This is a genomic window from Pseudomonas sp. Leaf127, assembly GCF_001423155.1.
Lineage (GTDB): Bacteria > Pseudomonadota > Gammaproteobacteria > Pseudomonadales > Pseudomonadaceae > Aquipseudomonas > Aquipseudomonas ovata.
Window position 1 is genome coordinate 23,403 of record NZ_LMOA01000026.1, and the last position, 14,613, is coordinate 38,015.

The 14,613-nt window shown below is 64.5% G+C and carries 10 protein-coding genes; all 10 read right to left on the minus strand.

The features are described 5' to 3' along the window. Positions 1 to 11 precede the first annotated feature (11 nt). On the minus strand, positions 12 to 314 hold the full coding sequence (locus ASF84_RS27350; protein ID WP_056842042.1) for a hypothetical protein: 303 nt from the start codon (positions 312 to 314) through the stop codon (positions 12 to 14). Next, positions 305 to 4,669 carry an RHS repeat-associated core domain-containing protein gene (locus ASF84_RS27355; protein ID WP_082481884.1) on the minus strand — a complete coding sequence of 1,455 codons (4,365 nt, stop codon included), beginning with the start codon at positions 4,667 to 4,669 and terminating at the stop codon, positions 305 to 307. Before ASF84_RS27355 ends, ASF84_RS27350 begins: the two co-directional genes overlap by 10 nt. A gap of 33 nt (positions 4,670 to 4,702) precedes the next feature. Then, positions 4,703 to 5,137 carry a DcrB-related protein gene (locus ASF84_RS27360; RefSeq protein ID WP_056842043.1) on the minus strand — a complete coding sequence of 145 codons (435 nt, stop codon included), beginning with the start codon at positions 5,135 to 5,137 and terminating at the stop codon, positions 4,703 to 4,705. A 163-nt stretch (positions 5,138 to 5,300) separates the two neighbouring features. Then, positions 5,301 to 7,229 carry a type VI secretion system Vgr family protein gene (locus ASF84_RS27365; RefSeq protein WP_056842044.1) on the minus strand — a complete coding sequence of 643 codons (1,929 nt, stop codon included), beginning with the start codon at positions 7,227 to 7,229 and terminating at the stop codon, positions 5,301 to 5,303. A 302-nt stretch (positions 7,230 to 7,531) separates the two neighbouring features. Further along, a complete protein-coding gene (gene tssH, locus ASF84_RS27370) occupies positions 7,532 to 10,225 on the minus strand; it encodes a type VI secretion system ATPase TssH (RefSeq protein ID WP_056842045.1) in 2,694 nt (897 codons plus the stop codon). Then, entirely contained in the window at positions 10,218 to 11,288 is a 1,071-nt protein-coding gene (gene tssG, locus ASF84_RS27375) for a type VI secretion system baseplate subunit TssG (protein WP_056842046.1), read from the minus strand. Before tssG ends, tssH begins: the two co-directional genes overlap by 8 nt. Continuing rightward, positions 11,252 to 13,108: a type VI secretion system baseplate subunit TssF gene (gene tssF / locus ASF84_RS27380; RefSeq protein ID WP_056842047.1), complete on the minus strand. Its 1,857-nt coding sequence runs from the start codon at positions 13,106 to 13,108 to the stop codon at positions 11,252 to 11,254. Before tssF ends, tssG begins: the two co-directional genes overlap by 37 nt. Beyond that, positions 13,105 to 13,608 carry a type VI secretion system baseplate subunit TssE gene (tssE, locus tag ASF84_RS27385; RefSeq protein WP_421957996.1) on the minus strand — a complete coding sequence of 168 codons (504 nt, stop codon included), beginning with the start codon at positions 13,606 to 13,608 and terminating at the stop codon, positions 13,105 to 13,107. The genes tssF and tssE overlap by 4 nt, the downstream gene beginning before the upstream one ends. Positions 13,609 to 13,716: 108 nt before the next feature. Next, positions 13,717 to 14,166: a hypothetical protein gene (locus ASF84_RS27390; RefSeq protein ID WP_056842048.1), complete on the minus strand. Its 450-nt coding sequence runs from the start codon at positions 14,164 to 14,166 to the stop codon at positions 13,717 to 13,719. Further along, complete coding sequence (locus ASF84_RS27395; protein WP_056842049.1) at positions 14,163 to 14,600, minus strand: type VI secretion system amidase effector protein Tae4; 438 nt, start codon at positions 14,598 to 14,600, stop codon at positions 14,163 to 14,165. The genes ASF84_RS27390 and ASF84_RS27395 overlap by 4 nt, the downstream gene beginning before the upstream one ends. Positions 14,601 to 14,613: the final 13 nt, after the last annotated feature.

Consider the following 14,613-nt stretch of genomic DNA (forward strand, 5'->3'; position numbering starts at 1 on the left):
ATGATCGAGCCTCAATCACCCGCGAATGAAACCTCTGCCGCATCAACCTCAGTGAGGGCAGTGAGTACATTTTCCAGTGCCTGCACCTGGTCTTCAGGCAGTCGGGATTTTGCTGATTCGAGAGCCGCTATAAGCTTGGGAATGTCGTCGCCCCTAAATGAACAATCGGTCAGGTAGTAATCCTTCAGGGGAAAAAGAATGTTGTTTTTCTTGATCTTGACGTCTTTCCTGAACAGTGACTGATGAAGGCCTTCCGGAAACTCATGCCTTGATGTGGCGCCCTCTCGTTTACGAATGATGATGTCTAAGGCCATTCTGTTATCTCTCCTCGTTCCAGCGGTTTGAAGTCTTTTTGCGGAAAACTGGTAACAATGTCACCATTTTTCTCGACGACGACACGCACCTTGCTCAAGGGCGCTCCGTCAGGATCAACCCCGAAGACCTTGCCCTTGTAGTCTTTTTCATAAATGTATCGATCACCGGATTTCACGATCCTGTCAGGATTTCGAAACACATTGCGCGCTGTTTTTTTCCACTCTGCATTGGAGACCGTCCATTTGCTCTTGTGAGCCTTGCCTGGCCGGTTGCCAACATGGCCCTCCTTGATATGTGCCACACCTTTCCTGCTTAGTTTCAGCTTGGTTGGCCGGCAACTCCACCCCCACGGATCCACCCACCCCAGCGGATTCGGCGCGTACTGGTACAGGTTGATCCCACCCGCCAACCCGATCGGGTCGGGCGTGGTGAAGCGTCCGATGTCCGGGTCGTAGAACCTGAAAGTGTTGTAGTGCAGGCCGGTTTCCCGGTCCAGGTACTGGCCTTGGAAGCGCAGGTTCTGTTCTTCGACGTACCAAGGCTCGCGCACTTCGCGCAGGGTGTTGCCCCACACCTGGTACTGCGCCTGCCACACGGTCTGGCCGTCGTGGTCGGTGAGTTGTTCGGGCAGGCCGTTGAGGTCGTTGTGGTAGTAGCGGATGCGCTGTTGTTCGCCGCTGCCATCGACACGGGCCAGGGGTTCGTAGCTGTCTTCGCGGTAGACGTAGAGGCTTTGCAGGCCGTTGCGGCATTCCTGCAGCAGGCGCAGGCCGTCCCAGGTAAAGCGGGTTTCGCTCAACAACTGGCCGTGGCGGTCGTGTTCGGTCTTGGCAATGCGTCGGCCCAGGGGGTCGTAGTGCATGCGCAGCCGGTGGCCATTGTCGTGGCTCACTTCGATCAGCCGGTGCTCGGCGTCGTAGGCGAAGCGCTGCACGCCGTGGCGGGTGCTGCGCTTTTCCACGGTGCGGCCGAAGGCGTCGTAGCGGTAGCGCTTGTCCTGGTAGGTTAGCACCTGGTTGTACCGCACATATGCTGCGCCATCCAGCGGGCGGTCGAGCAGGTTGGCGGCGGCGTCCCAAGTGAAGGTTTCGCTGTGCCCGGTGAGATTGTCGTGGCCGGCGACGATGCGGCCGCTGGCGTCGTACTGCAACAGGTCGCGGCGGTCCTGGCGTGTGGCGCGATCACGCTGCAGGCGCCCGACCAGGTTGTCGGCCGGGTCGAAGTCGTATTGCTTTTCAGCCTGGGCCGGCAGTTGCGGCGGCTGCTGGGTCGGCCGGCGCAGTCGTGCGCGCAGGCGGCCGGCGCGATCGTACTGGCTGCGGGTGCTGACCTGCCCTTGGGTGCGCAGCACTTCGCGGTGCAGGCGGTCACGTTCGAAGTCGCAGATCACCTGGCCGTCGAGGTTGACCTGGTGCAAATGGCCGCTGCCGTAGTACAGCTGGTTGAGCCAGCGCCCGTCGGGCAGGCCGGTACGGATCAGGTTGCCCAGTTCGTCGTACTCATGCTGCAAGGTGCCGTCGCGGCTGTGCTGCTCGCGCATCTGCCCCAGGGCATCGTAGACAAAGCCCAGTTGCTGCACCTGGCCGTCAAGGCCGGTGAAGTCCACCCCCGCGAGCAGGTCCAGCGGGGTGTAGCGATAGGCGGTCAGGCCATCGGCCGTGGTCTTGGCCACCAGCCGGCCCAGGGCGTCGCGTTCGAAGTGCTGCTCAAGCGCCGGCAGCGGCTGCTCGGGCATCAAGGCCAGGCCATTGCCATGCGCGGCCGGCAGGTGCACCAGGCCGATCAGGTTGTCTTGTGCGTCATAGGTGTAGCGTTGGGCGCTGCGGTCCAGGTCCTGCTGCTCGACCAGGCGGTCGGCGGCATCCCAGGCAAAGCGGTAGCGTTCGTCGTTCTCGTTGCTCAGCGCCTGCAGGCGGCCATAGGTGTCGTACTCGAACCGCACCCGATGCCCGAGCGGGTCGAGGCGCTGCTGCACCTGGCCACGGCGGTTGTAGCCATAGCGGGTGGCGTGGCCGGCCGGGTCGATGTAGGCGGTCAGCAGGCCGCTGGCATCGCGCTGGAACTGCTCCACCCGGCCATCGGGCAGCTCGCTGCGCAGCAGGCGGCCCTGGGCGTCGTGTTCGAACAGCGTCTGTTCGCCCAGGGCGTCGGTGATGCTGCGCAGGTAGCCATGATGGTCGTAGACGTAATCGGTGCTGTAGCCTGTGCAGTCGGTGTATTGCAGCAACTGGCCGGTCGCGTTCCAGCGCAGGTGCTTGTGCCGGCCGGCCGCGTCGGTGATCGCCACCACCTGGCCCTGGCTGTCGTAGCGGTAGCGGGTCACCTGTCCCAGCGGATCGGTCTCGCGGATGCAGTTACCGCGCGCGTCGTAGCGATACTGCCACTGGCCGCCGGCCTTGTCGGTGTCGCTCTGTGGCAGCGACCAGTGCTCCAGCCACGCGGTCGACTCGGTCTGCCCCAGCGGGTCGCTGGTGGTGGTCAGGTTGCCGGCCTCGTCGTAGCTGAACTGCCATTGACCGCCCTGCGGGTCGGTAGCGCCCAGCCACTGGCGCTCGTCATTCCACTCGAAATGCCAGGTGTGGCCCAGCGGATCGACGGACTCGACGATCTGGTGCTGGGCGTTCCAGCGTCGCCGGCTGACGCGGTTCAGGCTGTCGCGAATGGTGGTGGTGCCGGCCGCCAGGTCATAGTCGAACGCGTAGTCCTCACCCTCGTCGGTCCAGTGCCGCGTCACGCGCCATTCACGGTCCTCGACGTGCGCCCAGGCGTAGAAGCAGCGCAGGCCGGTGGGCAACTGGTGCTCGACCATGCGCAGGCCGTCGTCGTAGCAGAAACGCCGTTGCACCCGGCCGGTGGCATCGCACACCTCGGCCAGTTGTCCCAGATCATCGAAGGCATAACGGGCCAGCACCAAGGGTGGCGCGTCCGGGTAGAGGCGCTCGACATGACTGAGCCGGCGCGGCCATTGCGCGCAGTACACCAGCGCCAGGCGCACGTCGTCGAAGGTGTCGCGCAGGCCGCTTATCCGGCCCAGTTCGTCGTAGTCGATGAAAATGCGGTTGTCATTGCGATCGCCCAGCTGGCTCAGGCGCAAACAAGTGGCCTCCAGCGGACTGGGCTCGAACAGCCGGTACAGGCCGTCGTCGCTCTCGATCAGCAGCGTGCCACGGGCATGGCGGCGCACCACCAGGCCTTCGCCGGCGCTGAACACCGCCCCGCCCAAGGGGACAGTGCCCATGTCGATGCGCCGGCCCTGTTCATCGGTATACACCAGCCGTTCGCCGCCCTCAGGGTGCGCCTCGACCTGCACGCCGACTTCATAGGCCACGCTCCAGCCGGCGCCGAACAGCCCGTCGCGCCGTTCATCGCGGCTGTTGTAGAAGCGCTGCCAGTCGATGGGCAGGATGCCGGGCAGGACGAAATCCAGCTCGTCCTGGCCGCTGAGCACCTTGGCCCCGGTGGCGGCATGTACCGGGTTGGGCGAGGCGCTGGTGGCATTGACGATGGCCTGGGTGGCCTGGCCCATCACGTAGCTGTTGGCCAGGCCCAGCGCCATGCACGGCAGGTTGCTGAGAAACTTGCCCTTGCCGCCCTTGAGCATCAGCAGCACGGTCACCGCCAGGCCCACGCCTGGGGTCTTGCCGCTGCGAATCTCACGCACGGTCAGCGTGCCACCACCGATGCGCACGTTCGACGAAATGGGCCCGGCCGACACCACCACCGCCTCGCAGGTGCTGCGGTCGCCGCTGCGCACCGCCGGCTGGCCGTTGATGGACACCTTGTCCGAGCCTTCGGCGAGAAACTGCGGGGGCATGGGCGGGTGCTTGGCGCAGAGCACCAGGTCCTCGGGCAGCGGTTCGGCACCGGGGGCCGGGGTGGCGACGGTGGGGCGCCACATCTGCGAAAAGAACTCACCGGCCATATCGAGGTAGCTGGCCTCGGGGGCCTCGCCTTCCTGTTCGACAAGCTGCACACCCGGCGGCACCCAGCCGGCGGCACGGGCGGCCGGGCGGTTATTGGTCAGGGTGTCGAGCGAGCCGGTGCTGATGGTGGCCTGAATGGTCGGGGGAAACAGGCTGTTGCCGATGCCCTCGCATAATCGCGACAGGCCGGTGTCGGCGCCGGTCTTGGCCATGACCACGCCCACCACCAGCCCGACCACCGCCCCCAACAGGCACGCGCCCAGCCCGCCGGTGGCGACGGTAATGCCGGCGGCGGCGGCCACGGCGGCGGTGGCCAGTGCGCCGATCGCCACATGGGCGGCCACCTCCAGCACGCCGCCGACAATGTCGGCCAGCATCGAGGTGTGTTCAAGGCCATCGCCCAGGCGGGCGGCCCAGATGGCGTCAGACATGCCTGCGGTCCATCACATTCACCCCGTCCAGGTTCAGATCACCGTGTTGAAGCTCAGTGACTGCTTGATGCCTGCCCAATGCGCGGCTTCCGCCGCCCCCAGTGGCTGGGCCTTGACGTAGCTGAGCGCCAGCATGCGCCGGGTGTCGGGCAGCACCAGCGCCAGCTGGAATTGCCAGATCTTCTCGTTGCCCTTGCTGAACTGGCTGCGCAGCTCGATGGCTTCGATTTCCTGGTTCAGGCCCACGTGCAGCGTCTGCACCGGCTCATGGCGCAGGTCCTGCACCTGCTGGCCCAGGCGCTCCAGTTGCGCGGCAAAGTTGCTGTGCAGCGTCTCGCCGTCGGCCAGCACACTGCGGCTGACGATCAACGATGTGCCCAGCTCGCCGAACTTAAGGATGTTGATGGTTGCATCCTGCACCTGTGGGTCGGGCAGGGCGAAACTGAATTCATTGAGGCGGTAAGTCATAAAACGATTCCGTCTGGTTTACACAAATGACGCGCGTAGGAGCGCGCTTGCCCGCGACCGGCTGCGTTAGCAGTCGTAAATTTTCAGCGTCTACACAATTTTTGCGAGCGCTACGCACTCGGTCGCGGGCAGAGCGCGCTCCTACAGGGCCCAGGCACTGGCGTCAGGTCTTGGGAAATATTTGCTTTACCGCCGCGTCGATCTCGCCCTTGACGCCCTGGCCCTTGGGTTCGGTGCCGGCGCCGGAGCCGTTGTTCAGGTGCAGGATGTCGCCGGTGTTGATCGTCGCGGTGCCGCTGGCGTAGACGCTGATGTTCACCCCCGTCAGGTTGATCTGCCCGCTGGCATTGAGCTCCAGCACGCTTTTACCGCACACCAGGCGCAGGTTCTCGCCGACCTCGATCAGGTAGCTGCGGCTGATGGCATCGGTCTTGGTATTGCCCACCAGCAACAGGTCGTCATGCGCCACCGCACGGATGCGGTCGACGCCGATGGTCACCGTCTCGGTGTGGTCCACCACCTTGGTGCGGTTGTTGCCCACCCAATGACTCTCGTCGTTCTCGACCTCGATGTCCTGGTTGCGCTCGGCATGAATGAACAGCTGCTCCTGGCCCTTCTTGTCCTCCATGCGGATTTCGTTGAAGTTGGCCGGCGTGCCGCCCTTGCTCGAGCGGCTCTTCATGCCGCTCTGGGTCGCGTTGGCCGGCAGGTCGTAAGGCACGGTCTGCTCGGCGTTGTACACCCGCCCGGTGATGATCGGCCGGTCGGGGTCGCCTTCGAGAAAGCTGACAATCACTTCCTGACCGATGCGCGGCACCTGCATCGAGCCCCAGTTCTTGCCGGCCCAGGACTGTGACACGCGAATCCAGCACGAGCTGTTCTCGTTGGACTGGTCGTGCCGGTCCCAGTAGAAATGCACCTTGACCCGGCCGTATTGGTCGGTCCAGATCTCTTCGCCGGCCGGGCCCACCACGCGCGCGGTCTGCGGGCCCATGACCTGCGGCTTGAGGGTGCTGGCCAGCGGCTTGAAGCTTTGCTGGGCGTCGATGCAGGTCAGCCCGACCTCGAACTGCAGGCCGCCGCCACCGCCGGTTTCCAGACTCTCCTGGGCCACGTAGTAGCGCGCCGCGACAATCAGGTATTCGCGGTTCTGGTCCTGGCGACCGAAGCCGGTGAGGCTGAACAGGTGCCCGGCACTCACGCCACGGGCGTTGCCGCTCAGCTCGATGCGCTCGTGCAGGCTTTGCAGGGCTTCCAGGCGCGTGCGGGCATAATGCTCGCCGTCCTGGTTCTGTTCGTAGGCGCCAGGGTAGTCGTACAGCGGGTAGTCGCCGGCAGTGTGCGGGCGCGGCATGCTCGAGCGCACTTCCAGGCGCGCACTGGGGCGCTGGAAGTCATAGTCGTTGAGCTCCAGCGAACCTGGCTGCACTTCCTGGGCCAGGCGCCAGTCGTTGAAATGGTCGCGCTCGCGGTGCTGGCCGTCAGGCGGGTAGTACGGCACCGACTCATAGCCCGGTGCACTCTGGTGCGCGCCATAGGCGTCGGCCAGCACCAGCACGTGGCGGTCTTTTTCATGGCGGAAAAAGTAGTAGATGCCTTCGTGTTCCATCAGCCGGCTGACGAAATCCAGGCTGGTCTCGCGGTACTGCACGCAGTATTCCCACTCCCGGTAGGGGCGGCTGAGCGCATCTTCGAAATCGGAAAAGCCCAGGTCGCGAAACACCTGCTTGATGATCTGCGGCACGCTCTGGTGCTGGAAGATCCGGCAGTCCGAGGTGCGGCTGAGCAGCCATAGCCACGGCCGCAGGGTCACCTGGTAGCTGGCGAACTGGCCACGGTCGACGTTCTGGCTGCAGCGCGCGACGATGCCGTGGAAATGCCGCTGCGCGCCGCCGGTCAGTTGCAACGACAGGCACATCGGCTTGCCGAGCAACTGGTTGAGGTCCAGGGCGCCGTCGGTGGAGGTCAGCTGCAGTTCATAGTTGAACAGCCGCCCCAGCTCATCGCCGCCGCCCATATCCTTGAGCAACAGCACATCCGGCCCCAGGGGGCTGGTGATCTGCGCCATGCGTGTGAGTTGCTGGAAATTCATGGGTTATCTCGTCATGCGAAATTCATCGGCTATACACGAACGCTGTTGCTGTGCAAATGACGCTCCTGCACGAACGCCGCTGTTCCTGTGCGAATGACGCTGTGTAGGAGCGCGCTTGCCCGCGACCGAGTGCGCAGCGCTCGCAAAAATTGTGTAGACGCTGAAAATTTACGACTGTAAATCTGCGAAACGCCACAAATTTACGACTGTAAATCTGCGAAACGCCACAAATTTACGACTGCTAACGCAGCCGGTCGCGGGCAAGCGCGCTCCTACAACAGATCATGCCGGGATACAACGGGTCATGCCGGCGCGTCATCGAATTCATAGTGCAATTGTCCGTCCTGCTGGCGGATGCGTACGCCGGCCAGGGGTTTGCCTTCGAGCATGCGGGTCAGGAACTCGCGGCTCATGTCCGGCAACAGGGTGTTGGTCAGGATCGCATCGATCATCCGTCCGCCGCTTTCGGTTTCGGTGCAGCGCGAGACGATCAGGTCGATCACCTCGGCATCGTAATCGAAGGCCACCTTGTGGGTGCTTTCCACGCGCTTCTTGATCCGTCCCAGTTGCAGGTCGGTAATCGCCTTGAGCATCGTGTCGCTGAGCGGGTAGTACGGGATGGTCACCAGGCGGCCGAGCAGGGCCGGCGGGAAAATCTCCAGCAGCGGGCCGCGCAGGGCCTTGGCGATCTCCTCAGGGTCAGGCACGTTGGCCGGGTCCTGGCACACACGCGCAATCAGCTCGGTGCCGGCGTTGGTGGTCAGCAGGATCAGGGTGTTCTTGAAGTCGATCACCCGGCCTTCGCCGTCTTCCATCACGCCCTTGTCGAACACCTGGAAGAACATCTCGTGCACATCCGGGTGGGCCTTCTCCACCTCGTCGAGCAACACCACACTGTAGGGCTTGCGCCGGACTGCCTCGGTCAGCACGCCGCCTTCGCCGTAGCCGACATAACCGGGTGGCGCGCCCTTGAGAGTCGAGACCGTGTGTGCTTCCTGGAACTCGCTCATGTTGATGGTGATGACGTTCTGCTCGCCGCCATACAGCGCCTCGGCCAGCGCCAGCGCGGTTTCGGTCTTGCCCACCCCGGAGGTGCCGGCCAGCATGAACACGCCGATCGGCTTGCTCGGGTTATCAAGCCCGGCGCGCGAGGTCTGGATGCGCTTGGCGATCATCTGCAAGGCATGGTCCTGGCCGATGATGCGCTTGCTCAGGTGCTGGTCCAGCTTGAGCACGGTCTCCAGTTCGTTGCGCGCCATGCGACCCACCGGAATCCCGGTCCAGTCGGCGACCACCGAGGCCACCGCCTGATAGTCCACGGTGGGCAGGATGAGCGGCGTTTCGCCTTGCAGCACGCTCAATTGCTGCTGCAACTCGACCAGCCGGATGCGCAGTTCATGGCCGCTGTCGCCGGCGGCCGCGGCGGTCACATCGCTGTCGACCACTCCCACGCTGTCGCGCAGTTGCGCGCGCAGCTTGAGCAGTTCGTCCACTAGGGTTTTTTCATCGGCCCAGCGCACTTCCAGCCCGGTCAGGCGTTCCTGCTCGGCGTCCAGCAGCGCCTGGGCCTGGCCCTGGCGGCTGCCGGTGTGCACGCCGATGGCGTGCTCGCGGGCGATGATCTGCAATTCGGTCTGCAGCGCTTCGATGCGCCGTCGGCTGTCGTCGACCTCGGCCGGCACCGCATGCAGGCTGATGGCAACCCGGGCACAGGCGGTGTCCAGCAGGCTGACCGACTTGTCGGGCAACTGGCGCGCCGGAATGTAGCGGTGCGAGAGCTTGACCGAGGCTTCCAGCGCTTCATCGAGCACCTGCACCTGATGGTGCTGCTCCATGGTCGAGGCCACGCCGCGCATCATCAGCAGCGCCTTGTCTTCGGACGGCTCGGCCACTTGCACGACCTGGAAGCGCCGGGTCAGCGCCGGGTCCTTCTCGATGTGCTTCTTGTACTCGGCCCAGGTGGTGGCCGCCACGGTGCGCAGGCTGCCGCGGGCCAGCGCTGGCTTGAGCAGGTTGGCCGCGTCACCGGTGCCCGCCGCACCGCCGGCACCGACCAGCGTGTGGGCTTCGTCGATGAACAGGATGATCGGCCTGGGCGAGGCCTGGACGTCCTCGATGACCTGGCGCAGGCGCTGTTCGAACTCGCCCTTCATGCTGGCGCCGGCCTGCAACAGGCCGACATCCAGGCTGCGCAGCTCGACGTCCTTGAGCGCCGGCGGCACGTCGCCGGCGACGATGCGCAGGGCAAAGCCTTCGACCACGGCGGTCTTGCCCACGCCGGCTTCGCCGGTGAGGATCGGGTTGTTCTGCCGGCGGCGCATGAGGATGTCCACCAGTTGGCGGATTTCTTCGTCACGGCCGACGATCGGGTCCAGCTCGCCGTTGCGCGCCTGGGCGGTCAGGTCGATGGTGTACTTGTTCAGCGCTTCCTGCTTGCCCAGCGCGCTGGGCGCCATGGCGCCGCTGGCTTCGCCGGGCACGGCGCCGGCATTGAAGCCGTCGCTGGCGCGCAGGGCGTTTTCCGGCGAATCACCGACGTACTCGTCGAAGCGCTCGGTCAGGCTTTCGATCTTCAGCTTGCCGAACTCGGCCGACAAGCCCAGCAGGGCATTGCGCAGGCTCGGGGTCTTGAGAATGCCGATCAGCAGGTAGCCGGTGCGCACCTGGCTTTCACCGAACATCAGGCTGCCGTACACCCAGCCGCGCTCCACGGCTTCTTCGACATGCGACGACAGGTCGGTGATCGAGGTCGAGCCACGGGGCAGGCGGTCCAGCGCCTCGGTCAGGTCGCTGGCCAGGCGTGCCGGCTCCACGTTGAACTGGCGGATGATGCGGTGCAGGTCCGAGTCCTGCAGCTGCAGCAACTGGTGCAGCCAGTGCGACAGCTCCACATACGGGTTGCCGCGCAACTTGCAGAACACCGTGGCCGCTTCGATGGCCTTGTAGGCCACGCTGTTGAGTTTGCCGAACAACGCGGCGCGACTGATTTCACTCATCTGACAGGTTCCTTGAAGTGGGGGTCGAACCGGGCTGTCGGGCATCGCCAGCCTGATCGGCGTAGTGCCGGGCCAGGATCAGTTCGTCGGCATCTTTGTTGCGGTGCCCCAGCCAGGTGTTGAAACCCAGCCGCTGGCGCCCGTTGAGTTGCAGGCGTGGTACCTGTGGTTGCTCCAGCACCAGGTTCAGGTCCCAGTCCAGTTCAAAGCCCAGGTACTCGGCGACCCAGGCCACCAGCTCGCGAAACGGCTGGCCACCGGGAAGCATGCCCATGTACTGCTCAAGCGTGAGCGGTCCCAGGCGAATGCGAAACTTATGCTGGCGGTCCCAGACATGCCGGCCCAGGCACAGGTCGACGCCCAGCCGGTTGGCACTGACGCTCACGCGACTGCGCTCGGGCAGTTCCAGCCATTGGCCAACGTATTCCTCGATGTGCACCGGCAGGCCGAAGTACTCGCCCAGGATCGCTTTCAGGCCATCCGGGTAACGGGTCTGCGCGGCCAGGTGGCCGCTGTAGTGCAGCTTGGCGGTGCCGGGCAGTTCGCCCTGTTCCAGCTGGCCGGGCAGGCCGCGCCCGCACAGGGCCGCCAGGCGCCCGGACCAGTAATCGTCATCGGCGCGGTCATGGCTGACGGTCGGCCGGGCCTCGGCCCACGCGCGGTAGAACAGGCTCAGCAGGCGATGGTGAAACACATCCAGGAAGCGCTTGCTGGTGCTGTCGGCGTGGTTGCGCTGGCGCTCGCGCACGTATTCGGTCAGGTGCAGCGGCAGCGGCCCGTTGGGCCCGCCCAGACCAAAAAAGAACTGCTCCAGGCGCGCCGCGTTGTCGTCGTCGCCCGGCTGCACGCTGGCGAGCGTGGAGGGCGCAAAGGCACTGTCCTGGCGCTGGCCGAGGCGCACCGGGTCATCGCCCAGGCGCAGCGAATGGCCAAAGCGCGGCAGCTCGGGGTGCTCGCACTCGATGCGTCGCAGGGCCTGGAAGAAGTCGTACTCCCAGGGCTGGTCGTGCATGGCATCAAGCGTACTCACAGCGTCGGCCGCCGGCCGGGCTGGGCTTTCCAGCGCATGATCTCGCCACGCTCGGTGCTGCGCAGGACGGTTTCGGTAAAGCTGTTGATCGACACGTAGCGGCTCAGAAAGCGCTCGAACACCGCGCCCAACAGAAACACGCCGGTGCCCCGAAAGGCGTTTTCATCGAATTCCAGCGTGATCTCCAGGCCGCGTCCGAACACGATCGGCCCCGGCATCGGCAAGCGCCGCGTGCACGGCTTGCTGCTGACTTCGCGCAGCCCCTCGATCTGCAGTTGCAGCGCCGCGTCCTGATCATCGCCGTACAGGCGCAGCAGTTCGCGCAGGGCGGCGGCGCCCTGGCCTTGCTCGCTCAGCGACAGGTAGTTGAGCGACAACTGGCTGATCAGGCGCCAGGCCTTGTTGTCGTGGGCATGGCTGGCGCGGGGGCGGCTGGGCCCGGCCAGGCAGCGAATGGCTTGCACCGGCGCGCTGTCGGCCAGGGTGAAGTCACTGGCACCGCCCAGGCGCATGAACAGCGGCAGGTCGCGGTTGGTGCACAAGGCCGTCAGGCCCAGCTGGCGCAGGTCGTGGCGATAGGGCGCCTGCTGGCTGTCGACCAGGCTGATGAAGCTTTCGCTGCCCACGTAGGTCGAGCGCGTGCCGGTGCGCCGTTGCTCGCTGGACAACACCCGTGGCTCGCGGCGCAGGCTGTAATAGGCCTTGTCGCGGCCATAGCGCGACGGGTCGCGCACCGCGTAGAACGGCAGGAACGGCTGGTCGGGCCCGGTGCCAAAGCCGGTCACACCGGTCAGCGAGTGAATCTCGAAATCCATCGGCCGGGTGCGGTCGGCAATGGCATGGTGCTCATGCACCCGGTCGGTCAGGTGAATGCGGTCCAGGCGCTTGGGAAACAGGTTGATCGCCGGGGTGCAGTAGGGCACGAACTGCTCGCGTCCCACGCTGTTTTCCAGGCTCTGGTCAAAGCGTTCCAGCAGCACGATCAGTTCCAGCTCTTGCCCGGTGCAACGGCCCACTGCGCGTTCCAGGCCACTGAAGTCGATGAACAGAAAACGCTGTGGCAAGGCGAAGTATTCCTGCAGCAGGCGATAGCCCTGGAACGCCTGCGGCACCACCGGCAGCGCCGCCTCGCGGTCATCGAAGCCGCACGCACGCAAGGCATCCACCGGCAGGCGCTCGACCCAGTCGCTGCCGGGCTGGCGGGCAAACACCGCGCAGGTGTTGGCCAGCAGTTGCTCATACAGGCGATAGGGCAACTCATCGGCGCCGTGCAGGTACAGAGGCAGATTGCTCAGGGCCAGGCTGTCGAACGGCAATTCGGCGCCGGTGCGCAGGGTGATGCGCAAGGCCGCCCTGGCCTTGGGTTCGCTGGCGGCCAGGCGCCCGAGCACGGCCGCCGGGTTGCCGAAATAGTCGGCCTGGCTGACTTGCACCGGCCACAGGGTCACCGCCTGGGTGCTGCGGTATTCGCACGAAGTCTGCGAGTCGCGACCCAGGGCGGCGCGCAGCACGCTGTCGCGCGGCAGGGTAAAGCCATCGGCCAGCGAGCCTTCGTCGGGGTCGGCGTGCATCTGCACTACGGTCATCGATGGCGTGGGCGCCAGGTAGTGCGGGTAGGCGATTTCCAGCAGGTTGTGGGTGAAAGTCGGGTATTCGGCCTCCAGCTTGAGCTGCACACGGGCGGTCAGGTAGGCAAAGCCTTCGAGCAGGCGCTCGACATACGGGTCGGCGCAATCGAGCCCCGACAGCGTCAGGCGCCCGGCGATCTTGGGGTACTCGCGGGCAAACTCCTGGGCGCTCTCGCGGATGTGCTGCAGCTCTTGGTTGTACAGCCCGAGCAGGCGCGGATTCATGGGCGTCTCCGTTGTTCGGCAGGCAAGACTTTTACATGGCCCGATTCCAGGTCCAGCTCGGTGCGCAGCAGCAGCGGCAGGGCCACCGGTTGCGCCCACAGGTCGCCCTGGATCTCGAAGCTCAGGGCGTTATGGTTCATCTGTTCATGCCCCACATGGGCGCGCACCCGTACGGTGTGTGCCAGCAGGCGTGGCTCGAAAGTGGTAATCGCCCGATGGATCAGGCTTTCGAGCACCGCAATGTCGACCCCCGACACACTGCTGCCGGCCAGCGCCGGCAGCCCGTAATTGACCACCGAGGTGCCCGCAGGCGTGTGCAGCGTGGCGTCGGCGTCGAGCAACGAGGTGGTGTTGAGCAGCCAGGTCAGGTCGCGCAGCACCGAAGCCTTGAGCTGGCTCAGCGACAGCACGCGCTTGTCCGTGCCCTCTTGCAGGTTGCCCGGATCATCATCAGTGAGGCGATCCAGCAGGGAAGGCTGCAGGCGCTCGCGCGGGGTCATGTTGGTCACCAGTCGAAATTCCAGATCAAGGCTTTCTGATCCCAGTGAGCAGGGCCACACCCCGCAATCCGGCTGACAGGGCTGTAACTCGGCAAAGTGCCTTCGTGGTTACCAACGGAACAACCCCGTGAACATTTTCTGATCTTGCTGACCGATATGGCACATAGCGCTTCTGTTCACCCTTGAGGTTTCCAGTGTGTTGTCACGCAACCGCACGGCTTGAGATGTTTTCACGCAGTCTGTGTCAGGTGCCGGGTTGGGCTGACTGTGCTCTACCAGCACGATAGGGACCGAATTGTGCACTTCAGTCTGAACCTTGCCCTGTTTGTCCGGAGTGAACTGGCAAGGCCAGTTCATCTCCAGTTTCAGGTCACTGTTGTCTGGCTTGCGCAGCACACATTGCCCCTCATGCTCTACCAACTGCAAAGGCTGGCCGGCGAGCGTGGCCTGGGTCAGAGGCGTCGACGGTGCGGGTACTTGCTCTTGCGGCTGTGCACAAGCGCTGAGGCTGAACAGAGCTCCCATGAGGAGGGTAATGCCTGAGTATGTTCTGGTCATGGCAGCTCCCAGAACCAGATTTTCTTGGACATGTAGTTGCCGTCGTCAAAGCCTTGAGTGATACCGCGATTCCATAGGTCAATGTGGTCTCCGGTGCGGTCCTCCAGTTTCTCCGAAGCTCTGGCAAAACAGTCCTTGAAAAAGATGATGCCGCGCTTGTCACGAATAGTCTGTCGAGCGCTGGCAGTACCTTCAATGATCAAGGGCCTGCCCAAATGATGGCGCCATAACCAGTTGGCCAGAGACTCGGCACCGCGAGCGTGTTCATGCTTGCATTTCGGATCTGTGTAGGTGGAGTTGTTGACGCGGATGCTTCGCTCACCGTTCAGGGCAATGCTCATGCGAATGGCGCACTGGTTTCCCCACGGTTGATCACAAGGGCTAGCCACTTTGGGATAGGCCTGCTGCAAATTGATAAACGAAGGTTTGGCCATCTGTGTGTCTCCT